At 64.4% G+C, this 25,973-nt stretch carries 25 protein-coding genes and 1 pseudogene; 11 read left to right on the top strand and 15 right to left on the bottom strand.

Going from position 1 to position 25,973, the window contains the following annotated elements; genetic code table 11:
- Positions 1-22: 22 nt before the first annotated feature.
- Genes rhaI through ACSQ3E_RS22960 form a run of 3 tightly spaced genes read left to right on the top strand, consistent with a single transcriptional unit; the run spans position 23 to position 2,324 of the window.
- Positions 23-1,312 (top strand): L-rhamnose catabolism isomerase, encoded by a 1,290-nt coding sequence (rhaI, locus tag ACSQ3E_RS22970; RefSeq protein ID WP_436124437.1) that lies wholly within the window; start codon positions 23-25, stop codon positions 1,310-1,312.
- Positions 1,313-1,325: 13 nt separating this feature from the next.
- On the top strand, positions 1,326-1,643 hold the full coding sequence (rhaM, locus tag ACSQ3E_RS22965; protein WP_436124436.1) for an L-rhamnose mutarotase: 318 nt from the start codon (positions 1,326-1,328) through the stop codon (positions 1,641-1,643).
- 3 nt (positions 1,644-1,646) lie between these two features.
- Positions 1,647-2,324: a class II aldolase/adducin family protein gene (locus ACSQ3E_RS22960; RefSeq protein ID WP_436124435.1), complete on the top strand. Its 678-nt coding sequence runs from the start codon at positions 1,647-1,649 to the stop codon at positions 2,322-2,324.
- A 31-nt stretch (positions 2,325-2,355) separates the two neighbouring features.
- Here ACSQ3E_RS22960 and ACSQ3E_RS22955 read toward each other — a convergent pair whose 3' ends face one another.
- The 12 genes and pseudogenes from ACSQ3E_RS22955 to urtA all read right to left on the bottom strand — a co-directional run.
- Complete coding sequence (locus tag ACSQ3E_RS22955; RefSeq protein WP_436124434.1) at positions 2,356-3,417, bottom strand: ABC transporter ATP-binding protein; 1,062 nt, start codon at positions 3,415-3,417, stop codon at positions 2,356-2,358.
- Positions 3,418-3,491: 74 nt separating this feature from the next.
- Positions 3,492-4,313, bottom strand: coding sequence for a carbohydrate ABC transporter permease (locus ACSQ3E_RS22950; RefSeq protein WP_436124433.1), 822 nt, complete (start codon positions 4,311-4,313; stop codon positions 3,492-3,494).
- Positions 4,313-5,197: a carbohydrate ABC transporter permease gene (locus tag ACSQ3E_RS22945; protein WP_436124432.1), complete on the bottom strand. Its 885-nt coding sequence runs from the start codon at positions 5,195-5,197 to the stop codon at positions 4,313-4,315. The genes ACSQ3E_RS22950 and ACSQ3E_RS22945 overlap by 1 nt, the downstream gene beginning before the upstream one ends.
- Positions 5,198-5,438: 241 nt before the next feature.
- Complete coding sequence (locus tag ACSQ3E_RS22940; RefSeq protein ID WP_436124431.1) at positions 5,439-6,767, bottom strand: ABC transporter substrate-binding protein; 1,329 nt, start codon at positions 6,765-6,767, stop codon at positions 5,439-5,441.
- A 17-nt stretch (positions 6,768-6,784) separates the two neighbouring features.
- Positions 6,785-7,633, bottom strand: a complete 849-nt coding sequence (locus tag ACSQ3E_RS22935; protein ID WP_436124430.1) for an ROK family protein — start codon at positions 7,631-7,633, stop codon at positions 6,785-6,787.
- Between the two features lie 5 nt (positions 7,634-7,638).
- Complete coding sequence (locus ACSQ3E_RS22930; protein ID WP_310324278.1) at positions 7,639-8,325, bottom strand: N-acetylmannosamine-6-phosphate 2-epimerase; 687 nt, start codon at positions 8,323-8,325, stop codon at positions 7,639-7,641.
- Between the two features lie 69 nt (positions 8,326-8,394).
- The gene (locus ACSQ3E_RS22925) at positions 8,395-9,141 is read right to left on the bottom strand and encodes a GntR family transcriptional regulator (protein ID WP_436124429.1); all 747 of its coding nucleotides are present in this window, start codon (positions 9,139-9,141) and stop codon (positions 8,395-8,397) included.
- Between the two features lie 98 nt (positions 9,142-9,239).
- Entirely contained in the window at positions 9,240-9,935 is a 696-nt protein-coding gene (urtE, locus tag ACSQ3E_RS22920) for an urea ABC transporter ATP-binding subunit UrtE (protein WP_310324274.1), read from the bottom strand.
- A 171-nt stretch (positions 9,936-10,106) separates the two neighbouring features.
- Entirely contained in the window at positions 10,107-10,853 is a 747-nt protein-coding gene (gene urtD, locus ACSQ3E_RS22915) for an urea ABC transporter ATP-binding protein UrtD (protein WP_310324271.1), read from the bottom strand.
- 4 nt (positions 10,854-10,857) lie between these two features.
- On the bottom strand, positions 10,858-12,009 hold the full coding sequence (urtC, locus tag ACSQ3E_RS22910) for an urea ABC transporter permease subunit UrtC (RefSeq protein ID WP_436124428.1): 1,152 nt from the start codon (positions 12,007-12,009) through the stop codon (positions 10,858-10,860).
- Entirely contained in the window at positions 12,006-13,625 is a 1,620-nt protein-coding gene (gene urtB / locus ACSQ3E_RS22905; RefSeq protein ID WP_436124427.1) for an urea ABC transporter permease subunit UrtB, read from the bottom strand. The genes urtC and urtB overlap by 4 nt, the downstream gene beginning before the upstream one ends.
- Before the next feature lie 71 nt (positions 13,626-13,696).
- Positions 13,697-14,923 (bottom strand): annotated as a pseudogene (urtA, locus tag ACSQ3E_RS22900) (urea ABC transporter substrate-binding protein); the annotation flags it as partial.
- Positions 14,924-15,339: 416 nt separating this feature from the next.
- Here urtA and ACSQ3E_RS22895 point away from each other — a divergent pair.
- On the top strand, positions 15,340-16,122 hold the full coding sequence (locus tag ACSQ3E_RS22895; protein WP_436124426.1) for an SDR family NAD(P)-dependent oxidoreductase: 783 nt from the start codon (positions 15,340-15,342) through the stop codon (positions 16,120-16,122).
- 29 nt (positions 16,123-16,151) lie between these two features.
- Here ACSQ3E_RS22895 and ACSQ3E_RS22890 read toward each other — a convergent pair whose 3' ends face one another.
- Positions 16,152-16,949 (bottom strand): DUF1365 domain-containing protein, encoded by a 798-nt coding sequence (locus ACSQ3E_RS22890; protein WP_310324262.1) that lies wholly within the window; start codon positions 16,947-16,949, stop codon positions 16,152-16,154.
- Positions 16,946-18,304 carry an NAD(P)/FAD-dependent oxidoreductase gene (locus ACSQ3E_RS22885; RefSeq protein WP_310324260.1) on the bottom strand — a complete coding sequence of 453 codons (1,359 nt, stop codon included), beginning with the start codon at positions 18,302-18,304 and terminating at the stop codon, positions 16,946-16,948. Before ACSQ3E_RS22885 ends, ACSQ3E_RS22890 begins: the two co-directional genes overlap by 4 nt.
- On the opposite strand from ACSQ3E_RS22885, the gene ACSQ3E_RS22880 reads away from it, so the two are divergent.
- The 3 genes from ACSQ3E_RS22880 to ACSQ3E_RS22870 are packed head-to-tail and all read left to right on the top strand — an operon-like array spanning position 18,285 to position 20,207.
- Positions 18,285-19,106 (top strand): sigma-70 family RNA polymerase sigma factor, encoded by an 822-nt coding sequence (locus tag ACSQ3E_RS22880; RefSeq protein WP_310324257.1) that lies wholly within the window; start codon positions 18,285-18,287, stop codon positions 19,104-19,106. The two genes, ACSQ3E_RS22885 and ACSQ3E_RS22880, sit on opposite strands and share 20 nt — an antisense overlap.
- Positions 19,103-19,756 carry a ChrR family anti-sigma-E factor gene (locus tag ACSQ3E_RS22875; RefSeq protein ID WP_436124425.1) on the top strand — a complete coding sequence of 218 codons (654 nt, stop codon included), beginning with the start codon at positions 19,103-19,105 and terminating at the stop codon, positions 19,754-19,756. The genes ACSQ3E_RS22880 and ACSQ3E_RS22875 overlap by 4 nt, the downstream gene beginning before the upstream one ends.
- Positions 19,757-19,790: 34 nt before the next feature.
- Positions 19,791-20,207, top strand: coding sequence for a DUF2177 family protein (locus ACSQ3E_RS22870; RefSeq protein ID WP_310324253.1), 417 nt, complete (start codon positions 19,791-19,793; stop codon positions 20,205-20,207).
- A gap of 61 nt (positions 20,208-20,268) precedes the next feature.
- On the opposite strand, the gene ACSQ3E_RS22865 is transcribed toward ACSQ3E_RS22870, so the two are convergent.
- Positions 20,269-21,162: a LysR family transcriptional regulator gene (locus ACSQ3E_RS22865; RefSeq protein WP_310324251.1), complete on the bottom strand. Its 894-nt coding sequence runs from the start codon at positions 21,160-21,162 to the stop codon at positions 20,269-20,271.
- 97 nt (positions 21,163-21,259) lie between these two features.
- On the opposite strand from ACSQ3E_RS22865, the gene ACSQ3E_RS22860 reads away from it, so the two are divergent.
- The 4 genes from ACSQ3E_RS22860 to ACSQ3E_RS22845 are packed head-to-tail and all read left to right on the top strand — an operon-like array spanning position 21,260 to position 25,968.
- Positions 21,260-22,711, top strand: coding sequence for an aldehyde dehydrogenase family protein (locus tag ACSQ3E_RS22860; RefSeq protein ID WP_310324249.1), 1,452 nt, complete (start codon positions 21,260-21,262; stop codon positions 22,709-22,711).
- A gap of 4 nt (positions 22,712-22,715) precedes the next feature.
- Entirely contained in the window at positions 22,716-23,711 is a 996-nt protein-coding gene (locus ACSQ3E_RS22855) for a membrane dipeptidase (RefSeq protein ID WP_436124424.1), read from the top strand.
- Positions 23,708-25,402 carry a hypothetical protein gene (locus ACSQ3E_RS22850; RefSeq protein ID WP_436124423.1) on the top strand — a complete coding sequence of 565 codons (1,695 nt, stop codon included), beginning with the start codon at positions 23,708-23,710 and terminating at the stop codon, positions 25,400-25,402. The genes ACSQ3E_RS22855 and ACSQ3E_RS22850 overlap by 4 nt, the downstream gene beginning before the upstream one ends.
- Positions 25,399-25,968, top strand: a complete 570-nt coding sequence (locus tag ACSQ3E_RS22845) for a DUF3726 domain-containing protein (protein ID WP_310324242.1) — start codon at positions 25,399-25,401, stop codon at positions 25,966-25,968. Before ACSQ3E_RS22850 ends, ACSQ3E_RS22845 begins: the two co-directional genes overlap by 4 nt.
- Positions 25,969-25,973: the final 5 nt, after the last annotated feature.

Here is a 25,973-nt window from a genome sequence, read left to right as displayed (position 1 = left end):
ATCCGCGCAAGAGGAGGATGTGATGGAAACGATGATTTCAGGCGACGCCGTTGAAAAGAGCAACGCTACACGCGAGAAGGCGCTCCGCGCCGACTACGCTACGCTAGGCGAGCAGCTCGACCGCCGCGGCATTGCCATCGATGCCATCCTCGCCAAGGCCGAGGCCTTCGGCGTCGCGATCCCGTCCTGGGGCGTCGGCACCGGCGGCACGCGCTTCGCCCGCTTCCCGGGTCAGGGCGAGCCGCGCGACGTGTTCGACAAGGTCGAGGACTGCGCCGTCATCAACCAGCTGACGCGGGCGACGCCAACCGTCTCGTTGCACATTCCCTGGGACAAGGCCGACGCCAACAGGCTGAAGCAGGCAGCTGCGCGCTTCGGTCTTGGTTTTGACGCGATGAATTCCAACACCTTCTCCGACACGTTTGGGCAGAAGCAGTCCTACAAATTCGGCTCGCTCAGCCACGCCGATGCGGCCGTCCGCCGCCAGGCGGTCGAGCACAACATCGAGTGCATCGAGATCGGCCGGACGCTTGGCTCGAAGGCACTGACGGTGTGGATCGGCGACGGCTCGAACTTCCCCGGCCAAGTCAATTTCGCCCGCGCCTTCGAGCGCTATCTCGATGCGATGAAGGACATCTATGCGGCGCTGCCCGAGGACTGGCGGCTGTTCACCGAACACAAGATGTACGAGCCGGCCTTTTACTCGACGGTCGTGCAGGACTGGGGCACCAACTACCTCATATCAAGGGAACTGGGCGACAAGGCCTATTGCCTCGTCGACCTCGGCCACCACGCCCCCAACGTCAACATCGAGATGATCGTCTCCCGGCTGATCCAGTTCGGCAAGCTGGGCGGCTTCCACTTCAACGACTCGAAATATGGCGACGACGATCTCGATGCCGGTTCGATTGATCCCTACCGCCTGTTCCTGGTCTTCAACGAACTCGTCGACGCCGAGCTCTCCGGGGCGAAGGACTTTCATCCTGCCCACATGCTCGACCAGAGCCACAACGTCACCGACCCGATCGAAAGCCTGATGCTGTCGGCTGTCGAGGTTCAGCGTGCGTATGCAGCCGCGCTGCTGGTCGACCGCAAGGCGCTCGAAGGTTTCCAGGAAGAAAATGACGCGCTGATGGCGACGCAGACGCTGAAGGCGGCCTATCGCACCGATGTCGAACCGGTCCTTGCCATGGCGCGACTGAACCGTGGAGGTGCCATCGATCCGGTCGCGGCTTATCGTGCCAGTGGCTACCGCCAGAAGGTCGCGGCCGAGCGGCCGGCATCGGTCGGTGGCGGTGGCGGTATCGTCTGAGGAGCCTCAGGAAATGCCCGAGCGCATCGCCTTCCGTATGGTCCTCAATCCAGGCCAGGCCGCCGAGTACCAGAAACGGCATGACGAGATCTGGCCGGAGCTCAGTGCGGCGCTGCGCGAGGCGGGCGTGTCCGACTACACGATCTGGCTCGATCCCGAGACCAACCACCTGTTCGCGACGCTGGTCCGCACCGACGACCACGGCATGGACAGGCTGCCGCAAACCGAGGTCAACCGCCGCTGGTGGGACTTCATGGCCGACATCATGCAGTACACCGACCGCAACGAGCCGCTGGTCGTGCCGCTGCGCAAGGTTTTTCATCTGGAGTAGACAATGACTGACAAGGCACTGCGCGAAGAGATGGTGTCGATCTGCCGGCGCATGAATTCGAGCGGCATCAACCAGGGCACGGCCGGCAATCTTTCGGTACGGTCGAGTGACGGCTTCCTCATCACCCCGTCGGGCATGCCCTACGACATCATGGGTCCTGATGACATCGTCGAGATGGATTTCGACGGCACCTATGTCGGTCGCCGCCCGTCGTCGGAGTGGCGGTTCCACCGCGACATCCTCAAGGCGCGCGAGGACATCAGCGTCGTGCTGCATTGCCATTCGGTCTATGCCACGACGCTCGCCTGCCACCACAAGACCATTCCGTCGTTCCACTACATGACCGGCGTCGCCGGCGGCACCACCATCCGCTGTGCCGCCTATGCCACCTTCGGCACCCAGGCGCTGTCGGACAACGCGCTGGTTGCGCTCAAAGACCGGCTCGCTTGCCTGCTCGGCCAGCACGGGCAGATCTCGCTCGGCACCAACCTCGAACACGCGCTGTGGCTGGCAATCGAGGTGGAGACGCTGTCGCGCATGTATGTCCAGGCGCTGACGCTCGGCGAGCCACCGATCCTCTCTGACGAGGAGATGGAGCGGGTGATCGAGCAGATGCGCCGCATGAGCTATGGCCTGGCGCCGGATGCCGAGGGCACCAACGACGTGGCCCGGCCGCGTTAAGCAGAGGCGATGCTGCACAGTCTATCTGGGCTCATGCAGCACGGGCGATAGCGGAGCCGTTTTCATCAAACAGTGACACCCTGTTGCCGTCGATGGCGATGCCGACCGTCTCGCCGATGCGGACTGATGTGTCTGCAGGCGCGTTGACGTTGATCAGGCCGAGGCGGTCGTTGCGGACGAAGACGCTGGTGTTGCCGCCGAGATACTCGGCGGCCTCGACCGTGCCGCGGCAGTTGCCGTTGTCGGGGGTGACGAGCGTCAGGTGCTCGGGGCGGGCGCCGAGCTGGGTCGGCGCGCCGGAGAAGGGAAGCGACAGCGCACCCTGGCCGGAAAGGTCGAGCTTGCTGTCGCCTGACGGGGCGCAGGCGAGCACGTTCATCTTGGGGCTGCCGATGAACTGGGCGACGAACAGGTTGGCGGGCCGCTCGTAGAGTTCGTGCGGGCTGCCGTGCTGCATGACGCGGCCCTCCTTCAGCACGACGATGCGGTCGGCCAGGGTCATCGCCTCGACCTGGTCGTGGGTAACGTAGATCATGGTTGCGCCGAGTGCGCGGTGCAGCTTGGCGATCTCGAGGCGCATGTCGACGCGCAGGGCTGCGTCGAGATTGGAAAGCGGCTCGTCGAACAGGAAGGCGACCGGCTGGCGCACGATAGCGCGGCCAATGGCGACGCGCTGGCGCTGGCCGCCGGAGAGCTGGCGCGGGTAGCGATTGAGCAGATGGGTGAGCTTCAGCGTGTCGGCGGCCTGATCGACCTTGGCCTTTATCGCATCGGGGGAGAGCTTTGCCAGCTTGAGGCCGAAGCCCATGTTCTGGCGCACGGTCATGTGCGGGTAAAGCGCGTAGGACTGGAACACCATGGCGAGCTGGCGCTCGACCGGCGGCGCCTTGGTGACGTCGCGGCCGTCGATCAGCAGGCGGCCGGAGGTGGTCTCCTCGAGGCCGGCGATCATGCGCAGCAGTGTGGACTTGCCGCAGCCCGACGGGCCGACGATGACGACGAACTCGCCATCCGAAATGTCAAGGTCGAGATCCCTGATGATCTCGGTGCCGCCATAACGCTTGCCGGCTTTCTCCAGTGAAATCGTACCCATAAGTTCCTCCGAACAGTTGTCCCTTTGCACATCGTGCTTTCCGAAAATCATAGGATTTTCAGGCCGATGTGCGTTCAGCCCTTGACCGCGCCTGCCGTCATCGAGCCGCTGATCTGGCGATACATGATGAGGCCGAGCAGCATTGGCGGCAGCGCGCCGACGATCATGACGGCCGAGGCGACGCCCCACTGCACGCCCCCGCCGCTGGCGGCGAAGAAGAACGAAGCGCCGACGGTGATGGGCACGGCCTTGGACGTGGTCAGCATCAGGCCGAACAGGAACTCGTTCCAGGCGGTGATGAAGCCGAAGATCAGGCTGGTGACGATGGCCGGGCGGCAGAGCGGTGCGATGACCCTGGTCAGGATCTGGAAGCGTGTGGCGCCGTCCATCAGCGCCGCTTCGTCGAGCTCTCCCGGCAGGTCGCGGATGGCGTTGACCAGGATGACGAGTGCCAGCGGCAGGTTGACGATGGCGAGGATCAGGCCGAGGCCGAGGCGCGTGTCGAGCAGCGAAAGCCACTGGAACATCATGTAGAGCGGGATGGCGAAGATGATGAGCGGCACGGCGCGCAGGTTGACGATGAGCGGCAACAGCGTGCGTTCGCCGAGCTTGCCGCGGGCGATCGCATAGGCCGCCGGCAGGGCCAGCGCCACAGCCAGCAGCGTGCCGAGGGCCGCGACCGCGACGCTGTTCATCAGATAGAGAAAAATGTTCAAGCGGTCGGACACCGTAAACACGGTGGCGTAGTTTTCGAGCGTCGGCGCGTAGACCCAGAGGCCCGGATTGGTCGACAGTTCGCGCGCGCTCTTGAGCGAGGTCGAGAGCGTGACGAGGATCGGGAAATTCATCGCAAGTGCGGCGATGACGAAGAAGATCCAGCGGAGGGCGTTGATCATCAGCGGACTCCCTTGCGGCGGGCGGCAAGAGCGTTGAGGCCGTAGAGCACGGCGAACGACACCACGAACAGGATGACCGAAGCCGCGACCGCCTTGCCGATGGCACCCTGCTTGAAGAAGGCTTCGTAGATGTAGATCGACAGCGAGGCGGTGGAGCCGCCGGGGCCGCTGCCGGTCAGCACATAGACATTGTCGAAGACGCGGAAGCCATCAATGAAGCGGATGAGCAGGGCGACAACGATTGTCGGTGCCATCAGCGGCAGCTCGATGTACCAGAGACGGTGGTGGTAGCGCGCGCCGTCCATCGCGGAAGCCTCGACGATCTCCTTGGGGATGGCCTGGTAGGCCATGTAGAACAAGAGGAAGGCGAAGGGCGTCCACTGCAGCGTCTCGACGACGACCAGCGTCCAGAAGGCCGAGCCCGGCCCGAGGAACGAGAAGCTCGCACCGAACCAGGTCCAGAGGTAGTAGGGCACCGGGCCGACGAATTCGTGCAGGACGAGGCGGTACATCAGGCCGACGAGTGCGGGTGCCACCATCAACGGCAACATCAGGATCGCCATCAGCCAGCTGCGCTTTTCGATGAGCGGCGACAGGAAGATCGCGAGGAACAGGCCGAGCGCGCATTCTAGCAGGGCGGTGAGCAGGCCGAAGCGGAAGGAGAACCAGCTCGCCTTCCAGAAGGACGTGTCGGCCCAGACAGCGGCGAAGTTGGAGAAGCCCGTGATCTTGGGACTGCGCAGGGTCTCGAAGCTGACCTCGGACACCGAATAGACGAGATTGACGATGGCCGGGAAGCCGAGGAAGACGAGCAGGAACAGTACCAGCGGCACTGCCAGCAGACGGAATTCGGACGAGGGGGCGCGTTGCGAAAGCGTTGTCATCAATCGATCTAAGGCTGGCGTTCCAATGGAAGCAATGGTGGCTGGCCGACCCCTGAAGCGGCGGTCGTGTCGGGGGCATGTACCCGGACAGGCTCAGGATTCGGCACCTCGGACCCACATGGGCGGAAAGGGTGCCAGGATCGCCCGGGCCACGCCAGGGGCATGGAAGCGCGGGGAAGTGCCGAATCCTGAACCTGTGGTTACGGCGGCGGCAAGCAAGGCGCCGCCGCCGGCCAGCCGATTACTTGAGCAGCTCGGTCATGCCCTTTTCGGTGTTGGCAAGAGCGTCGTCGAGCGACTGCTGGCCCGACCAGTAGCCGGTGAACTCCTTGGCCTGGAGTTCGTAGACCGAGAGCGCCTTGGCCGAGGTGCCGCCGTTCATGACGTAGCCGTATTTGCTGGCGAACTCGCCAAGCTTGACCAGGTCGGGGCGCTCGGCCGCGACTTCCTTGACGACGTCGGGGGTGAGCGCCGGCGCGCCGCTGCTCCTGGCGTAGATCAGCGCTGCTTCCTTCGACGACAGCCACTTGATGAAGGCCTTGGCGCCATCCTTGTTCTCGGCGTTCTTGTTGAGCCCGAAGCCGAGGCCATGGATGTGGGTGAAGCGGCCCTCGGGTCCGGTCGGCGGGGCGATGGTCTCGGTGACCTCGGCAACCGTCGGCGACTTCTCCTTGGAGGTGAGGTCAGAAGCGGCGGCGTTCCATTGCATCATCGCCGCGACCTGGCCGGAGGCGTAGGCGGCGTTGGCTTCGGCGAACTCATAGGACAGCGAGTCGCGCGGGGTGGCGCCGGCGTCATAGAGCAGCTTGTAGGTTTCGAGGCCCTTGCGATAGGCGTCGGAATTGACCGTCACCTTGCCGCTCTCGTCCATCCAGTTGCCGCCATAGGATCGCGGCAGCGACTGGAACACCATCATGTTGAACAGCAGGTTCTTGAGCTGCAGCACGGTGCCGTAGCGGGTCGGGCTGTCGGGGTTCACGGCCTGGGTGAAGTAGAGCGCCGTCGCCGCATAGTCGTCCCAGGTCCATTCGTCCGGGTTCTTCGGATCGAGCTTCTTGCCGAGGTGCTTCTCGGAGATCTCGGCGAACTTGGACTTCGCGGCGTCGTCCTTGAGCAACGCCTCGATCAGGTCCTTGCGGTAGTACATGAAGTGCAGCGACAGGTCGGTCGGTACGCCGAACTGCTTGCCTTCGTACTGCATGGTGGAGAGCACGGAGTCGCCGTAGACGGCCTTGGCCTCGTCCGACAATTCGACCGGTTCCATGAACGGTGCGTAGCGGCCGATGGAGTAGGTGGCGAGCAGGTTGACGTCGAAGGCCTTGGAGCCGGCGGCGAGGTCGGCCTGCAGCTTGTCCCAGAAGCCGTCGCGGTTGAAGAACAGCAGTTCGACCTTGTTGGCGTCCGAGGTGTCGGGCTTGGCGTTGTAGGCGTCGGCGGCGGCGCGCAGTGCAGTCTCCTCGGGGCCGCCCGGCCAGCCGAGCACGGTCACCTTGGCGAAGGCGGGGCTCGCCATCAGGCTGGCGATCGCAGCCGCAATCAGGCCGCCCTTTCTGAGCGTCGAAAATGTCATGTGTTGTTCTCCCTCTATCAATTCTGACGTTTTGCTAGATCCGCGATGCCGACGACGCCGGCGCTCTCTCCGAGCGCTGCCGCGTGAAGCTGCGGGGTGAGCCGTGGCGGCAGGCTTCCCAGTGCCTGCCGGACGGATTCGAGATAGCCAGGCGCAAGGCCGATGCCGCCGCCGATGACAATACGGGCGGGGTCGAGCATGAGCTGGATGTTGCGGCACAGAAGGGCGGTCCGCTCCGCCGATGCCTTGATGATGTCCGTCGCCCAGGCGTGGCCTCCAGCCGCCGCCTCGAAGACCTCGCGCGCCGTGGCGCCGGTCTGGTGTTGTGTTGCCTGTGCGGCGATCCAGTTGCCGGAGACGTGGTCTTCGAGCACGCCGGCGTTCTCATCGGGGCCACGCAGCAGGCCGAAATGACCGCCGAGACCGCCGAGCAGGCGGCCGTTTACGACGATGCCGCCGCCGATACCTGTGGAGATGGTGAGGAAGACGAGATCCTCGCGCTGGCCGGCGCCGAAGGCGAATTCGCCCCAAGCCGCAGCCTGCGCATCATTGGTGGCGAGCACCGCTTCAGTGCCAGCGAGCCTTTTGACTGTCTCGACCAGTGGGAAACGGTCGGGGATGTCGAGTGTCTTGCGGTTCAGCGGCGACCAGCAGCCGTCGTCGATGATGCCGGTGACGGCGACGCCGACCGTGTCGTAGCGACCCGTCCAGCCGGAGATGGCGTCGAACAGGGCCGTGAGCCATTGCTCCGGATCGCCGCTGCGCGGCGTCGGCATCTTGTGCGTTTCGACCACCTTGTCCCCACGCACCAGGGCCGCGAGCATCTTGGTGCCGCCGATGTCGAGTGCGAGAACGGTGTCGGCCATGGCGATCAGGCTCCAGCCTTGGCGATTGTTTCGTCGAGTGCCGAGCGGAACCACGAGGTCACATATTCCGGCCGGGTGATGGCCGAGCCGACGACGACCATGGAGGCGCCGGACGCCAGTGCCTGCTGCGCCTGAGCGGGGGTACGGACATTGCCTTCGGCGACCACATGGGGCGTGAGCTTGCGCATCGCCGAAATCAGCGCGAAGTCGGGTTCGGTCGGCTCCACCGGACCGGTGTAGCCGGCGAGCGTCGAACCGACGACGTCGGCGCCTTCGGCCAGTGCCTGCTCGGCGTCGGAGATAATGGAGCAGTCGGCCATGGCGGCGCGGCCGTGGGAATGGATGCGCTCGATCAGCGCTTCGGTCGAAACCGGGCGGACACGCTGGGTGGCGTCATAGGCGATAACGTCGGCGCCGGCTGCGGCCAGTGCGTCGACGTCCTCCAGCCAAGGCGTGATGCGGACCGGCGTGTCGTCAAGGTCACGCTTGATCAAACCGACGATCGGCTTGTCGGTGGCGGCGCGTACGGCCGCGACATATTCGGCGGACTCGATGCGCAGGGCGGCGGCACCGCCGTCGATGGCTGCCAGCGCGAAGCCCACGACCATCTCGGCCTTGTCCATGGCGCCACCCTTCACGGGCTGGCAGGACACGATCAGACCATTGTCGAGGGCTTTGAAGTCAAGCGGCACGCGGGCATCTCCTGTAATGCCCAGACGGTAGCAGTCTAATACCAGATTGCAACAGGCTTTAAACTGGTATTATCGCATCAGTTCGATGACGAAGTCGTAGACGTCGCCGCGGTATTTGGTCTGGGTGAACTCGACGATCTGGCCGTCGGCGAGGAAGCAGCGGCGCTCCATGACCAGCATTGAGGTATCCTCGGGCGTGGCGAGAAGCTGGCGCTCCTCGTCGGTGGCGGGCTTGGCCTGCATGCGCTGCAGCGCCCGGACCGGCAGAGCGCCGGTGGCCTCGAGATATTCGTAGAGCGATTCCCTGACTGCCTGGGGATCCGGCACGAAGCGGGCCGGCAGCGTGGCGATCTCGATGGCGATGGGTGTGTCGTCAGCGGTGCGCAGGCGGCGCAGGCGCACCACCTTTTCGCTGCCGGAAATGCCCAGTGCCATCATTTCTGCCGGCGAAGGGCGTGAAATCTCTCGCGAAATCCAGACGCAGCCGGGCTCCAATCCACGCGAGCGCATGTCCTCGGAGAAGCTGGTCATGGTCGACAGGGACTTCTCCAGCCGCGACGACACGACAGTCTTTGCGCCCTGGCGCCGGTCGAGCAGCCCATCGGAAACGAGGCCGTCGATGGCCTTGCGGACCGTGACGCGCGAGATGCCGAGTGCGTCGCACAAGGTGCGCTCGCTCGGGATGACCGCACCACGCTTGAGATGGGAGGCGCCAATCGCCTGCTTGATGGCGTCCTCCAGCCGCCGGTACAGCGGTTCACCGCTCTCGCCGGAAAGCTGTCTTGCGAGGAAGTCGAGGATTGCCTGATCGCCCATCGGAGCCACCTGTGGAAAGTCGCTCCTTTATGCAGAATTTTTTTCCGGTGTTAAACTGGTATTGTTCTTGTCGGGTCGTTTTCCAGTCTCTTTGCGGCTCACACCGTCAGCAGCTTGCGGATTTCGGGCGTATCGAGGTCTCCGGCGGCGCCTGTATGGACGATCCTGCCACGGTCCATGATGTAGACGACGTCGGCGAGCTCGCGGCAGAAATCGAGATATTGCTCTACCAGGAGCACGGCGATGCCGGCGGTGTCGCGCAGGTAGCGGATGGCACGGCCGATGTCCTTGATGATCGACGGCTGGATGCCTTCTGTCGGCTCGTCGAGCACCAGGAGTTTCGGCCGCATGACCAGCGCCCGGCCGATCGCCAGCTGCTGTTGCTGACCGCCCGAGAGGTCGCCGCCGCGCCGTGCCAGCATCTGCTTCAGAACAGGAAACAGCTCGAAGACGTGTTCGGGCACCGTGCGTTCGCCCCGCTTCAGCGGCGCGAAGCCGGTCTCCAGGTTCTCCTGTACCGTCAGCAGCGGAAAAATCTCGCGCCCCTGCGGCACGAAAGAGATGCCCGACCGGGCGCGATCGTATGCCGCGCTCCGGTCGAGCGCCTTCCCCTCGAAGGCAACCGTACCCGATGTCAGCCTGTGCTGGCCGACGATCGATCTCATCAGACTTGTCTTGCCCACGCCGTTGCGACCAAGCACACAGGTGATCTTGCCGGCGTCGGCGTGCAGCGAGACGCCGCGCAGCGCCTCGGCCGCGCCGTAGTGGAGAACGGCATCGTTGACCTCAAGCATCGCCCGGCTCCACCGACTGGGCCCCCCGCGCCCCCGTCGCCAGGACGGGGGTGGCGGCCCTTCCGGAGCGCCAGGGGAGGTTCGTGAATTTCGTTTGCAACATGGCCTGCGGCGATGCCGGAGTTTCCCGCTTTGGGAACGTCGCTAGATAAGTACCGCGCCACCACATCGTCAGCGCCCCAGATAGACTTCGACGACACGCTCGTCTGATGAGACGAAGTCGAGCGTGCCTTCCGACAGCACGGAGCCTTCGTGCAGACAGGTCACCTTGACGCCGAGTTCGCGGACGAAATGCATGTCATGCTCGACGACGATGACCGAATGCGTCTCTGCGATGTCCTTGAGCAGGCGGGCGGTCTCAAATGTTTCGGCGTCCGTCATGCCGGCCACCGGCTCGTCGACGAGCAGCAGCTTTGGGTCCTGCGCCAGGAGCATGCCGATTTCGAGCCATTGCTTCTGGCCATGCGACAGGCCGGCGGCCAGTTCGTTACGCCTGGCTCCGAGCCGGATGACGCCGAGGATGTCGTCAATGCGCCGGCGGTCGGCTGCCGAAGAGCGATAGAACAGCGCGGGGAAGATCGAGCGCTGCCCCTTGAGCGACAGCAGCAGGTTGTCCTCGACCGTGTGGTTCTCGAACACCGTCGGCTTCTGGAACTTGCGGCCGATGCCCATCATGGCGATCTCGGCCTCATCATGACGCGTCAGGTCGATCTGGCCGTCGAAAAAGACCTCGCCGCTGTCGGGGCGGGTCTTGCCGGTGACGATGTCCATCATCGTCGTCTTGCCAGCGCCGTTGGGGCCGATGATGGCCCGCATCTCGCCCCTGTCGAGTACCAGCGACAGGTCGTTGATGGCGCGGAAGCCGTCAAAGGCAACCGACACGCCGTCGAGATAGAGGATGGTTCCGCTCTTGCTCATCCCATCACTCCGCCGGCTGGGGCTCGGTCCGCGCGGCGGCCTTGCCTTCGGCTGGCACCGCGCGCGTGGCCCGCATCTGCTGCCACCGGTCCCACAGGCCGACGATGCCGCGCGGCAAAAACAGGGTGGAGGCGATGAACAGGCCGCCAAGTGCGAACAGCCAGAGTTCGGGCAAGGCACCGGTGAACCAGCTCTTGGCGGCGTTAACGGCGATGGCGCCGACAATCGGCCCGACGATGGTTCCGCGGCCGCCGACTGCGGTCCAGATCACGACCTCGATCGAATTGGCCGGAACGAATTCACCGGGGTTGATGATGCCGACCTGCGGCACGTAGAGCGCGCCCGCTATGCCGGCCATCATGGCCGACAGCGTGAAGGCGAACAGCTTGACGTTCTCCGTCCGCCAGCCGAGGAAGCGCGCGCGGCTCTCCGCATCGCGCACGGCCATCAGGAGCTTGCCGTATTTCGAACCGACCACCAGCCAGGTGACCAGCACGCCGAGCGCCAGCGCTACCGCGCTCGCGGCAAACAGCGCCGAGCGCGTTTCGGTTGCCTGGACGCTGAAGCCAAGGATGTCCTTGAAGTCGGTCAGGCCGTTGTTGCCGCCGAAGCCCATGTCGTTGCGGAAAAAGGCAAGCAGCAGCGCATAGGTCATGGCCTGGGTGATGATCGACAGATAGACGCCGGTGACGCGGCTGCGGAAGGCAAACCAGCCGAAGACGAAGGCGAGCAGGCCCGGCACGGCCATGACCATCAGCGCTGCGAACCAGAAGTGATCGAAGCCGAGCCAGTACCAGGGCAGTTCCTTCCAGTTGAGGAACACCATGAAGTCGGGCAGGTCAGGGTTGCCGTAGACGCCGCGCGCGCCGATTTGGCGCATCAGATACATGCCCATGGCGTAGCCGCCGAGGGCGAAGAAGGCGCCGTGGCCGAGTGACAGGATGCCGCAATAGCCCCAAACGAGGTCGAGCGCGAGCGCAAGCAGGGCATAGCAGAGATATTTGCCGACCAGCGCCACGACGTAGCTCGGCACGTGGAAGGCACTCTCGGCTGGCACCGCGAGATTGAGCACTGGCACGATGACCGCGGCCGCGAGCAGCGTGGCGATGGTGACGGCGATGCGCCGGTCGGAGGAAAACAGGCGACGCGCGATCATGCTTCCACCGCCCGTCCCTTGGGCGCGAACAGGCCGCGCGGCCGCTTCTGGATGAACAGGATGATCAGCACCAGCACCAGGATCTTGCCGAGCACCGCACCGGCGTAAGGCTCGAGGAACTTGTTCAGAACGCCAAGCGTCATCGCGCCGATGAAGGTGCCCCAGAGATTGCCGACACCGCCGAAGACCACGACCATGAAGCTGTCGATGATGTAGCCCTGGCCGAAGTTGGGCGAGACATTGTCGATCTGGCTCAGCGCCACCCCCGCGATCCCTGCGATGCCCGAGCCGAGCGCGAAGGTGAAGGCGTCGACCCATGGCGTGCGGATGCCCATCGAGGCGGCCATGCGCCGGTTCTGGGTCACCGCGCGCATGCGCAGGCCCCAGCTCGTCCGCTTCATGATGAAGACCAGCAGAAGGAAGACGGCGAGGCAGAACAGCACGATCCAGAGCCGGCTCCAGGTGATTGTCAGCTGCCCGAGCTGGAACGCGCCGGCCATCCAGCTCGGTGCGCCGACCTCCTGATTGGTCGGGCCGAAGATGGTGCGGACAGCCTGCTGCAGGATCAGCGAGACACCCCAGGTTGCCAGAAGCGTTTCGAGCGGACGGCCATAGAGGAAACGGATCATGCCGCGTTCGATGGCGAGGCCGACGCCGCCGGCGACGAGGAAGGCGGCAGGCAAAGCTATGGCCAGCGACCAGTCGAACAGGTCGGGCGCGAAGACTCGGATCGCCTGCTGCACGACGAAGGTGGTGTAGGCGCCGAGCATGACCATCTCGCCATGTGCCATGTTGATGACGCCCATGACGCCGAAGGTGATGGCGAGGCCGATGGCTGCGAGCAGCAGCACCGAGCCGAGCGAGATGCCGTACCAGACGTTTTGCGCCACCTGCCAGGCGGCCATGCTGGTCTCGATCTGCGCGACCGAGCGGGCGGCCGTCTCGGACAATGCGCCGGTGCTTGTGGCCTGGAAGGCGGTCAGCTGGGTCAGCGCGTCGCTGTCGCCTCGGTTTGCAAGAACGGCGATAGCAGCGCGTTTTTCCGCCTCGCCGAGATCGGAAACCAGGACTGCGGCGGCGCGGGCCTGGGCAAGCGCTGCTTTGACCTTGGCGTCGGCCTCGCGGGCAATCGCTACGTCGAGGGCTGGCAACGCCGTCTTGTCGGGGCGCTTGAGCATGGTGCTTGCCGCCGACAGCCTCACAGTTGGATCGGCCGATCCGAGGGTAAGCCCACCCATGACGTCGCGGATGGTGCGGCGGAGCGCGTTGTTGACCTTGACCTTGGCAATATCGGCCTTCGCAGCTGTGCCGGCTGCCGTTCCGTCGAGCGGATCGGACAGCGAAAGCGCCTGGCCATCTTCCTTGCCTGTGAAGACGCCCTGGTCGGACTTTCTGACATAGAGGTTGCCGTCGGCCAAGGCCGACAGGATGCGCTCGACGGCCGGCTCCCCGGCGGCGGCAAGATCGCGGACGACAGATTCCGTCTCCTGGAAGTTTGTCGTCGTGGCGAGCCGGGCGAGCAATGCCCGCAAGCCCGCCTCGTCGGCATGGGCAAGCGACGGCAGGCTCGCGCAAATGACGGCAATGGCCAGGACTAGACTGCGGACGAACTGCATCTGGGATGGCACCTGTGTGCGATTAGGATCGGGGTGCCGGGCGAGATAGCCTGCCCGGCACCTTGATGGGGCTAGTTGGTCGTGCCCTTGCCGCCGCACTTGCCGGTGGCGACGTTAAAGTTTCCGCACGACATCGGCGCGCGCCAGTCGGCGATCAGGTCCTTGGAATCGGGCAGGTAGTCGGACCATTCGTCGCCGACCACGAGGCCCGCAGTCTGCCACACCGTCTCGAACTGGCCGTCGGCCTGAATCTCACCGATCAGCACCGGCTTGGTGATGTGGTGGTTGGGCATCATTGTCGAGAAGCCGCCCGAAAGGTTCGGCACCGAGACACCAACGATGGCGTCGATGACGGCGTCCGGATCGGTGGTACCGGCCTTCTCGACCGCCTTCAGCCACATGTTGAAGCCGATGACATGGGCTTCCATCGGGTCGTTGGTCACCCGCTTGTCGTTCTTGGTGTAGCCCTTCCAGGCCGAGATGAACTCGGCGTTGGCGAGGCTATCGACTGACTGGAAATAGTTCCAGGCGGCGAGATGGCCGACCAGCGGCGCGGTGTCGAGGCCGGCGAGTTCTTCCTCGCCGACCGAGAAAGCGACCACCGGAATGTCCTCGGCCTTGATGCCCTGGTTGCCGAGCTCCTTGTAGAACGGCACGTTGGCGTCGCCGTTGATGGTCGAGACGACGGCGGTCTTCTTGCCGGTCGAGCCGAACTTCTTGATGTCGGAGACGATGGTCTGCCAGTCGGAATGCCCGAACGGCGTGTAGTTGACCATGATGTCCTCGGCGGCGACGCCCTTCGACTGCAGATAGGCCTGCAGGATCTTGTTCGTCGTCTGCGGATAGACATAGTCGGTGCCGGCGAGCACCCAGCGCTGCACGCCTTCTTCGTTCATCAGATAGTCGACGGCAGGAATGGCCTGCTGGTTGGGCGCGGCACCGGTGTAGAACACGTTGCGCTGGCTTTCCTCGCCTTCATACTGGACGGGATAGAACAGCAGGCTGTTGAGCTCTTCGAAGACCGGCAGCACCGACTTGCGTGACGACGAGGTCCAGCAGCCGAAGACGGCGGCGACCTTGTCCTGCTCGATCAGCTGGCGTGCCTTTTCGGCAAATAGCGGCCAGTCCGAGGCCGGATCGACGACGACGGCCTCGAGCTTCTTGCCGAGCAACCCGCCCTTCTTGTTCTGTTCTTCGATGAGGAACAGCATCGTGTCTTTCAGCGTCGTTTCTGAAATCGCCATCGTTCCGGACAGCGAATGCAGCACACCGACCTTGATGGTGTCGTCCGCCGCCGCAGAGGGCGACGCCAGGCTGAGCCCGGCGCCGACCATCCCGGCCATGGCCGCAGCGGTCCAACTTGCGAAATGTCCCCTCATTACCAGTCTCCCATTTGGCTTTGTTGCACTGAACAATGTCATGCAACCGTCATGCCAACTGGCGCGAGGGAGCTCGAGAAGCGAGGAAAGTCACGCATTTTCATGAGGTTGGTCCAAGGCACTTGAAGGCATGACTGTTCTTGCCGCCGGCTGGCATCCCAGGATTTGTGCATTGCACAAGAAAGACTGCCGATTTTTTGCCCAGAGTGAAGTTCTGCATAAAAGATGGGCAGAGAGTTTGGCTATGACCATCCCGCGTTGAGATGTTCAAGCAAATGAACCAATCGCCAGCTTTGCTCGTAACAGGAATGCAGACGCGTTTCAGGAGAGCAGCCATGCGCCGTCATACCGACGCTGGGCAGATCGGGAGCAAAGGCCGGGTGGCTTGGGTCACGGGCGCCGGCTCCGGCATTGGCCGCGCGTTGGCATTGCGCCTTGCCGGCGAAGGCTGGGAGGTCGCGGCTAGCGCGAGGACGGCGAGCGATCTTGCCGAACTGGCTGAACTGGCGCGTGGTCGTATCCACGCATTCCAGCTCGACGTGGCCGACGAGGCGGCCGTGCGCGACGCAGTCGCCCGCATCGAGGCCGAGCTCGGGCCGATCGATCTCGCTGTGCTGAGCGCCGGCACCTACAGGCGGGATTCGGCAGCACGGTTCGACCCCGGCGCCTTTCGCGCCACCGTCGACGTCAACCTGATGGGCAGTGTCCATTGCCTCGCCGCGCTGATGCCTTCCATGCTGGTCCGCAAGGGCGGGCACATCGCCGTGGTGTCGTCTGTATCAGGTTTTGTCGGCCTGCCGGGTGCTGCAGCCTATGGCGCGACCAAGGCAGCGCTGATCAACATGTGTGAAGCGCTCCACCCTGAACTCGCCGCCCGGAGCGTGCGGCTCAGCCTCGTCTGCCCCGGTTTTGTCGACACGCCGCTGACTCGGAACAACGATTTTCCGATGCCGTTCATGATCTCGGCCGAGGCTGCCGTCGACCACATCATGGCCGGTCTGAAATCGCGGCGTTTCATGACCGCTTTTCCATGGAAGATGGTGTTGTCGATGAAGCTTCTGGCGGCATTGCCTGAACGGCTGCGATTGGCTGTCACGCGGCGCATAGTCCGCAACTGACAGCACAGCGAAGTTCAACGGCTCCGGTTCTATTGCGCGTGCTCCGGAGCCCTTACGGTCACGATGGTGGTGGCGATCTTTTGGGCAGCGGCGCCGTGCCGGTGCACGGGGATGCCCTTCCACCAGATGCGCAGCGCCTCCCAGTGAATGCCGAGCGTCACCTTCAGCGTCATCAGCGGGTAGCGGAGGAGGGCACCGAGCAGGGCGCGGTCGGTGAGCGCCTCGCGCCGTCCGGCAAAGGAAGCGGCAAGCAGCGGTCCTTCGGCATCCGCTTCATCGATGCGCACGAGGACCTTGTCGCTGGGCGGCTCGATGTGGAAGCGATAGAAACATGCCATCGGCATGAAGGGCGAGACGTAGAGTTCCTTCGCGCAGCCCTGGCGCACCGGCCCGCTTGCGCCGGCGTCCACCGGAATGACGTAGGTGTGGCGCTCGGCGAAGGTGTTGCAGACCTCGTAGAGGATTGCCCTGAGCGTGCCGTCGGGCGCATGGCAGAAATACACCGTCAGCGGATTGAAGACGTAGCCGAGGATTCGGGGATAGCAGAGCACGCGGATGCTCATGCCGCTCTCCAGTCGATCGGCCCTGGCCAGCTGCGCCTCGACCCAGCTGCGCAAACCACTGACGCTGCCGTCGCCATGGTCGGCGTCCCAGAAGCTGAAGGTTGCCCGGCGATTGTAGCCGAACAGTCGGGAAGTTGCGCTGACATCAGGCAATTCGTCGAGGTCGAGCAGAAGCGAAAACACCCGGTAGCTGAGCCGGTGGTGACGCGGCCTGAGCCGCGTATGCATCACCGTTCCGAGGAACAGCGCGGAGTGGAGGCTCATTCCGCCGCCTCCAGCCGGGGCGTCAGCGCAATCCGCCCGGACTCGTCGCGCAACCTCCACGGTCGCCTGATGTCGGCGAGGCCTTCGGCTGCGGCGAGGCCCGATTGCAGCCCGTCCTCGTGGAATCCAAAGCCGAAATAGGCGCCGCAGAACCAGGTGTTGTGCCGGCCTTGCAGGCGCCAGAGCTGCTGCTGGGCGTCGAGCGCGTGCTGGTCGAACAGCGGATGGGTGTAGTCAAAGCACCCGATGATCCTGGCCGGATCGATGTCGCGCGTCGGGTTGAGCGTCACGAACAGGGGATGGCGCATGTCGAGGTTCTGCAGCCGGTTCATCCAGTAGGTCACGCATAGCGGCTGGCTGTTTTCGTCGCGGTCCTCACCGATATAGTTCCAGCTTGACCAGACCCGCTTGCGTCGCGGCATCAGGTTTTCGTCTGAATGCAGTACCGCCTGGTTGTCGGTGTAGCGGAAGGCGCCGAGCAGCGCGCGCTCCTGCTGGTCGGCGTCTGAGAGCAGGTCGAGCGCCTGGTTCGCATGGGTCGCAAGGATGACATCGGTGAAGCAGTCGCACTGCCCGGTAGCATCGGTGACGACGACCTGGCCATTGTTGCGCACGATGCTGCGGACAGCTGTGCCGAGCCTGATCTTGTCTGCGAAATCGACGCTCATGCGGTGGACATATTCCCGGCTGCCGCCGAGCACCGTTCGCCACTTCGGCCGGTCGGCGAGGCTGAGCAGGCCGTGGCTGGCGAAGAACCTGACGAAGGCGAGAAGCGGATATGCGCGCATGTCGCGTGCGGTTGTCGACCAGATCGCCGCTCCCATGGGCAGCAGATGGTCCTCGACGAAGGCCGGCGCATAGTCGTTGCGGTCGAGATACTCGCCGAGGCTGATCCCGTGCAGGTCGGAGCGGGCGAGCAGCGCCGGTGCCTCGCGGTAGAAGCGCAGGATGTCGCGCATCATCCGCCAGAAGCGCGGCCGGATGACATTGCCGCGCTGGCCGATCAGGCCGTTGAGGCCCGACCCCGAATATTCGAGTTTTCCGCCTTCCAGCGAGGCAGCGAAAGACATGTTCGACGCTGAAGTCGTCACTCCGATTTCCCGAAAAAGGGCGACGAGGTTTGGATAGTTGCGCTCGTTGTAGACGATGAAGCCGGTGTCGACTGGCAGCACTCCGTCCCTGGTCGGAACCATGATCGTGTTAGAATGGCCGCCGAGGCGAGGCTCGCTTTCGTAGAGCGTGACATCAAGCTTTCGGCAAAGCAGCCAGGCCGCCGAAAGCCCTGATATGCCGGCTCCGATGACGGCGACGCGGCGTGCATGATCGGGCAATTCCTTGCTGGTCTCGATACTCACGTCTCGCCTTTCCGCTGCGCCTTGTGCTGCTAGATACGGAGCGCAGGCCCCGGCGGATCGCTGGGGAGTGAAATTTTTCCGGGCGGGTGATCCGGCGGTCGCTCGTCGGCGTACCAACGGCATGAACACGGTCGTTTCCATCGGCGTGCCGGCGTGGCAGAAACGCTTCAAGACGGGGCATTCGCGCTCCGTGCAATGGCATGGCGATTTGGGAACTGCCGACATGAACCGCCCGACTGGCGTCGACGATGGTTCCGACATGCGAGAACTGCTGCGCGCTGTGGGTGCCCGGCGGGACATCGAAGCTTATGAACAGCTGTTTCGCCACTTCGCACCACGCGTGAAGGCCTACATGGCGAGGACGGGTGGCAACGGCCAGCAGGCCGAGGAACTGATGCAGGAAACCATGATCGCCGTGTGGAACAAGGCGGAGCGTTACGATCCGGCGAAGGGGGCGGCATCGACCTGGATCTTCGCCATTGCGCGCAACTTGCGCATCGACGCCTTCCGGCGTGAAAGGCGACCGGAATTCGACCCGGACGATCCCGCCTTCGTGCCCGACGATGTTGCTGCCGCCGATGCCGAGCTCGACATGCGCGAGGCATCGGAGCAGCTTCACCATGCAATTGCGGCGCTGCCTGCGGAGCAGGCGTCGCTGCTCAAGCTTTCCTTTTTCGAAGACCAGTCGCACAGTGCGATCGCGCAACGCCTGAACCTGCCCCTAGGCACGGTCAAGTCGCGCATGCGTCTCGCCTTCGACAAATTGCGGGCCGCACTCGCCCGCTCCGGAGACGTGTCGTGACCATAAGTCACCATATCAGCGACGACCTGCTCCTGAGCTATGCCGCCGGCAGCCTGGCTGAAGGCTGGAGCATCGCGGTCGCCACCCATCTCGCGCTCTGCCCTGGCTGCCGGCGTCGCCTGATGGTGGCCGAAGGGGTCGGCGGCGAGTTGCTCGAAACCATGGACGAAGATGCGTCCATCGAGCAGTCGTGGGCCAGCGTCCGCGGCCGCTTGCAGCAACAGGAGCCTGGAGCACCCGCTGTTGCCGCAACCTCTGGGCGCAGCGGCGGCTTGCCCGAGCCGCTGCGGTCCTATGTCGGCGGCGACTTCGATAACCTCAAATGGCGGCCGCTCGGACGCGGCGCTTACCAGATCCCGATCAAGACGGGCGATCGCGAAACCATGGTCAGGCTGCTGCGCATTCCCGCCGGCAAGCCGGTGCCGGAGCACAGCCATGGCGGCCGCGAGCTGACGCTGGTGCTGGCCGGCAGCTTTCACGATGGCACGGGTTTGTTCGCGCGTGGCGACCTTGAGGACGCCGACGCCAGCCTGACGCACCAACCGGTAGCCACGCCGGAAGCCGACTGCATCTGCCTTGCGGTGACCGACGCGCCGCTGAAATTCCGCAGCTGGATCGTGCGGGCGATCCAGCCTCTGCTTGGGATTTGACCGACCCATTGTTTGAACTCAGCCAAAGGTGTTCATGATCGCCAGCTACGCCACGGCCTACATCGCCACCGCCGTCGTGTTCTTCGGCCTCGATTTCCTGTGGCTGTCGACCATCTCGACCAATTTCTACCGCAGCCGCATCGGCGCCCTGCTACTCGATCAGCCCCATTTCGGCGTCGCCGGCCTTTTCTACTTCGTCTATGTCGCCGGCATCGTGCACTTCGCGACAATGCCGGCGCTGAACGGCGCGAATTGGACGACAGCGCTGGTCAATGGCGCTCTTCTCGGCCTTGTCGCCTACGGCACCTATGACATGACCAATCTGGCCACGTTGAAGAACTGGTCGGTGACGGTCAGCGTCGTCGACATGGCGTGGGGTATCGCCCTGACTGCGACCGCCGCAACGGTCGGGTATTTGGTCACCGCCTGGGCGATGGCCAGGCCGAGTTGATGAGGGTTGCCGATGACGGAGCGACAGCCGATCGGCGAGGCATAACTGTCAGGGCGATCACCTAGTCGTCGAGGCGACTTGTAACCAGCGCCGGGATTTCCTTCAGGGCGAAGGCACGGAAAGCAGCGGCCACGGGCGAGGGCGGGACGTCTCGCCGTTCGACCAGTCCGACCTGCCTGGAAGCCGCCGCGTCGGCGAGTTCGAGCACCGCGACGCCGTCATGGGCGCCATGCATGGTCAGGGACGGCAGGATGGTCAGGCCGAGCCCGGCCTTCACCAGTGCCACCAGCGATGTGACATTGTAGACGGTCATGAGCGACCGCGCGGAGAGCTGCTTGTACTCCTCCGCATCGATCCTGTCGGATGCGCCGTTGCGGATCAGTGTCGTGCCGTGCAGGTCGCTCCACTCGATAGGACGTCCGAGCTGGCAAAGGTCGTGATCGTCCTTGCAAAGCAGCTTGAACCGGTCGCTGAACAGCGGCGTGAACTCGACGCCGCCCCCGGCGCGGCTCTCGCCGGCAATGCCGATGTCGGCGACGCCACTTTCCACCATGCGCCGTACCTGGGCGCTGTCGATGTCGAACAGCTCGACCTCTACCTGCGGCCTCGTTTCCAGGAAACGCTGCAGGATCGGCGGAAGCACGTTGGTCGCGACCGAGGGTACCGAAGCGATGGACAGGCTGCCGATGCGGCTATGCGCGAAAGCCCGCATGATGCCGACGGACTTGTCGAAGCTGCGGATCTGCTCGCGGCCAAGATCGAGCATCAGATTGCCGAGCGCCGTCAGGCTGTTCTTGCGATCGGTCTGGAACAGCGGCCCGCCGATCTCATCCTCCAGCTGCTTGAGGGTCATCGAAACGGCCGAGGCTGTGCGGCCAACCGCATCGGCCGCGTCCTTGATGTTGCCGCTCTCGGCCACCGTGACGAAGACCCGCAATGCTTCCAGTTTGATCATCACACCAACTTCAATTCTTCTGAAATTGATAACAGAAATATCTGCTTGATTGAAGTGGCGCGGTGGCGGATTTTTCACCCAATCAATGGAGACCGACATGGCAGAACGCTACGCCAATCTTATCGGCGGCCGGTGGCGGGAGGGCGAACGCTTCCACGAAAACCGCAGCCCGTCCGATGTCACCGACCTGATCGGTCTGTATGCGCAGTCTGGCGCGGATGATGTTGACGAGGCGGTCGCGCTTGGCCGTGCGGCGATGCCGGCCTGGCGGGCGATCGGGCTCGAACAGCGCCAGGCAATTCTCAACAGGATCGGCAATGAACTGATGGAGCGCTCGGCCGAGCTCGGCGAGCTGCTGTCGCGCGAGGAGGGCAAGCCGCTCGCCGAGGGCCGCGGCGAGGTGTTTCGCGCCGGCCAGTTCTTCACCTATTACGCGGCCGAGGTGCTGCGGCAGCTCGGCGAGAATGCGGACTCGGTGCGTCCCGGTATCGAGATCGACATGCGTCGCGAGCCGATGGGACTGGTGGCAGTCATCTCGCCCTGGAACTTTCCGACTGCCACTGCCAGCTGGAAGATTGCGCCAGCGCTCGCTTACGGCAATGTCGTCATCTGGAAGCCGGCCAATGAGACGCCGGCCTCGGCCTGGGCGCTTGCGGAGATCATCCATCGCGCGGGCTTGCCGGACGGGACGTTCCAACTGTTGATGGGGCCGGGTGCGGTCGTCGGCAACGGGCTTGCCGGCCACCCTGGCGTTGATGCCATCACCTTCACCGGCTCCTACGAGGTCGGCCGACAGGTGGCCGTCGCCGCGGCCGCGAACCTGACGAAGTTCCAGCTTGAACTCGGCTCCAAGAACGCCCTGCTGGTGGTGGATGACGCCGACATCGACCTGGCGGTTGCGGCCGCCATTGGCGGCGGCTACTCGGGCACGGGTCAGAAATGCACCTCGTCTTCGCGCCTTGTCGTGCACGAGAAGATCCACGATGCCTTCGTGGAGAAGTTGGCTGCGGCGGTCGGCGGATTGAAGGTCGGCCACGCGCTGTCGGACGGCACGCAGGTCGGCCCGGTCGTCAGCGAACGCCAGCTTGCTGCGAACCTTGCCTGGATGGACCGTGCCCGCGCCGCCGGCGCCGAGGTGGCGGTCGGTGGTGGGCGACTGCAGCTTGCCCATGACGGCTTCTACATGGCGCCGGCGCTTTTGACCGGCACGACCAATGCGATGGATTTCAACTGCGAGGAAATGTTCGCACCCATCGCCGCCGTGCAGAAGGTCGGCTCCTATGAAGAGGGGCTCGCTGTCGTCAATGACACGCGCTTCGGGCTGGTCGCCGGTATCTTCACCCGCTCGCTCGCTCACGCCAGCCACTTCCGGCGACATGCCGAGACGGGCTGCGTTACCGTCAACTTGCCGACGGCGGGAACCGACTATCATGTGCCCTTCGGCGGACGGAAGGATTCCAGCTTCGGCTCCCGCGAGCAGGGCCGGTCGGCGGCCGAGTTCTACACCCAGGTCAAGACAGCGTATATTCGAGCAGGGGAGCCGGAGTAAGGTCATGGACGCAACGATCGCCAGCCCTGTCGTCGACTGCCTGCAATATGCCAACTGGAGCCCGAGCATCTTCGCCGAGATGCGGGCCGGCGGCGTGCATGCCGTTCATGCCACCATCGCCTATCACGAGAATTTCCGCGAAACGGTGGCGAACATCATCGCCTGGAACCGCCATTTCGAGCGCCATTCCGACCTTATCTTCCCCGGCCGCACCGGCAGCGACATCGAAAGGGCGATGCGCGAAGGGCGCACGGCCATCTTCTTTGGCCTGCAGAACCCGTCGCCGATCGAAGACGACATCGGCCTAGTCGAGGTCTGCCACACGCTCGGCGTGCGCTTCATGCAGCTGAGCTACAATAACCAGTCATTGCTTGCCACCGGCTGCTACGAGGGGGAAGACCCCGGTATCACCCGCTTCGGCCGCCAGGCCATCGCCGAGATGAACCGTGTCGGCATGGTCATCGACATGAGCCATTCCGCCGAGCGCTCGACGCTGGAGGCGATAGAGCTCTCGGCGCGGCCGATCGCCATCACCCATGCCAATCCGCACTGGTGGCATCCGGCGCTGCGCAACAAGTCCGACACCGTACTGAAGGCGCTGACACGATCGGGTGGCATGCTCGGCCTGTCGCTTTATCCTCATCATATGAAGGATGGCTCGAACTGCACGCTGGAGAGCTTCTGCACCATGGTTGCAGAGACCGCCTCGCGTTACGGCGTCGAGCATGTCGGCATCGGCAGCGATCTCTGCCAGGACCAGCCGGATGCGGTGGTCGCCTGGATGCGCAACGGCCGCTGGTCGAAGGTTGTGGACTATGGCGAAGGCTCGGCTTCTGCATCGGGTTTTCCCCGGCAGCCAAGCTGGTTCACCAGCAACGCCGATCTCGGCAATCTCCGCGACGGTCTGCGCAAGACCGGTTTCTCCAACGAGGAAGTTGGCGGCATCATGGGTGGCAACTGGCTTCGGTTCTACACCCAATCGTTCGGGCCGTCGTCATGAACAACAGGGCGACAGCCATCGCGACCCCGCCGGAGCTGGCCATGCGCTCGCCCGACGTCGTCATGCGCCTGCGGCGGATGGGGGCTTCGTTTCCGACGCGGCTCAGCTTCCTGCGCAGCCTGATCCGGCGTCTTGCCGCCAGCGATGCGACAGTGCGCCGCCCGCTCTGGCGCATGGACGACCAGGGTTTCGGCGATGCGGTCTATACGCTCGAGTTGGGCGGGAACGACTACAGCCTCGTTGCCTTTTCCTGTCCGCTTCCCGACGAGCAGCGCTCCGACCGTGTCATCGCCGAGGCGTGGGACACGAGCTTCGTGCTTTATGACGGCATTCCCGACGACGCCGAGATCGAACGGCTGCGGGAAAATGCGCCGCGGCAGGAGGCGGGGCGTTTTGGTCCGCGCGACCTGGTGCTGAGCCGCGCCAACAAGTCCGTGCGCTTCTTCGAATATGTCGCCGACAGCCTGGCGCGTGGGCGACAGCCGGAACGAGACCGACTTGGCGAAGTTGGCTATCTACTGCGCACCACTGCTGTCTACGGCAACGGCAAGTTCGGCATTGCCGATCGTTTCGTGCTGGCGGAACGCGAGGGGCTCGCGGGTCCGTTTCAGGCCGAGATGCTGACGGTCTGGCTGATCCGCGAATTCTCCCACGATCTCGTCGAGCACGTTGCCAGGTGCCGGGCGCCGGAATCCTTCGTGCCGCTCGCACCGGAGCCGCGTCGGCATATTGGGGTCGGCAATTCCACCGGCCTCGGCATGGCGCCATTCCTGGCAAATCATCCGCAGTTGCTGAACAACTGGGTTTTCGCGCGTGAGACCGCATTGGCGCGGGTGCGGGCGAAACGATGCCTGCATGCAGTGTCGCTGGACCGGCTGGCCGAGCTCTGGCAGCAGGCGGGCATGCATCTCGATCAATGGTCGGTCGAGGACGATTCCCTGATGGCGCGTATCCTGGGCCTGCGCGGGGAGTGGGCCGAGGCTCAAGCCTGGATCGACCCCGCAAGGCTGCGGACCGTATCGTCACCGGTGGCATCATTGCTCGAGCGGTCGCAATTCATGTCGGTGGACTTCCAGGAGTTGCTTGCTGCGCTTTTCATCGAAATGGCGGGAGCTGAAAACGACGATCTCGCAGACGGCATGGCAGCCGCGCGGGAAGCGGCGCTGCAGCCGGGTATGAGGCTTGCGGCACTTCGAAGGCTCCTGCGTGACCATTATGGCTGGGCCCTGGCCGTCGCGTTCAACAAGCCGGCCGAGACTGCCCAGTTCTGGTATGTTTCGGAAGAGAAGCTGGAGCCCCGGCTTGGCCGTCGGGTTTCCGAGCCCGGCTCGGATCTCGAGCTTCCGCTCGACATCGCCCGGCAAGTGCAGCGCCTTGCCGCCGACCTTGCGGACGAGCCGGATACGCTGACCGTCGCCGCGTTCCTCGCCCGCTTCCCGCAGCATCGCCACGCCGTTCGCCGCGTACAGACGGCGGCGACCGCACCCTATTCGGAAATCCGCGACAACCTGCTCTCGGACCGCTGCCTGCCGATCAACATGCTGCGCTGCAAGCTTGCCTTTTTCGGCGCATCGAAGTTCGACCCGCGCTCGGATCGCTGGACACGCATCACGCTTTTCCAGGGTGCGCCGACGCGGGGCGAAATCTCTGCCGGCGAAACCGACGATTGCTGGCTTCCGGTGCTCAGATGACGACGATCCTGCTGTCCTACAACGAAGTGCAGACGCTCGCCCGCAAGGCCGCCTGCGGCACCGGATTGCCGCATGGCGTTGCGGAGGATGTCGGTGAGGCTGCCGTCTGGCTGTCGGCGCGTGGCGTTGACGCTGTCGGGGTCGTGGTCGATGCGCTTGGCCGCCAAACGGAGGTCCTTGGCGCCCAGTCTGCCATTGATGCACTCTGCTGCGGCGAAACACCGGAGATTGCCTTCGAAGGCCGGAGCTGCAGGTTGATGCTGATTGGCCTTGCTGGTGCGGCCGCTGCCAGCGCGGACCTGAATCTGGCCGTGCGATATGACGGTGGTGTGGAGCCACTGGCGCTGGCGGTCAATCCTGCGGACTTGGCGCCGACGGCGCTGAGCCTTCAGCTGTTGCCCGTCGCCGACGGCGGGGTGCCCACGTTGCGGAGGTCGCTCCGTCCGGCAGAGACCGACACCGCAGCCTATACGGCAGCGCTTGGTCTGGCTGCAAAGACCTATGTGCCGGCCTCGGAACTGTCGCGGGCCCAGGGCGCCGGGGCGGGCACCACCGACAACGATTGAGGAAC

The sequence above is a fragment of the Aminobacter sp. LjRoot7 genome (genome assembly GCF_964252895.1).
GTDB lineage: Bacteria > Pseudomonadota > Alphaproteobacteria > Rhizobiales > Rhizobiaceae > Aminobacter > Aminobacter aminovorans_B.
The sequence above is the reverse complement of the archived record's forward strand: the minus strand, read 5'-3'. Positions and strand labels throughout refer to the sequence as shown.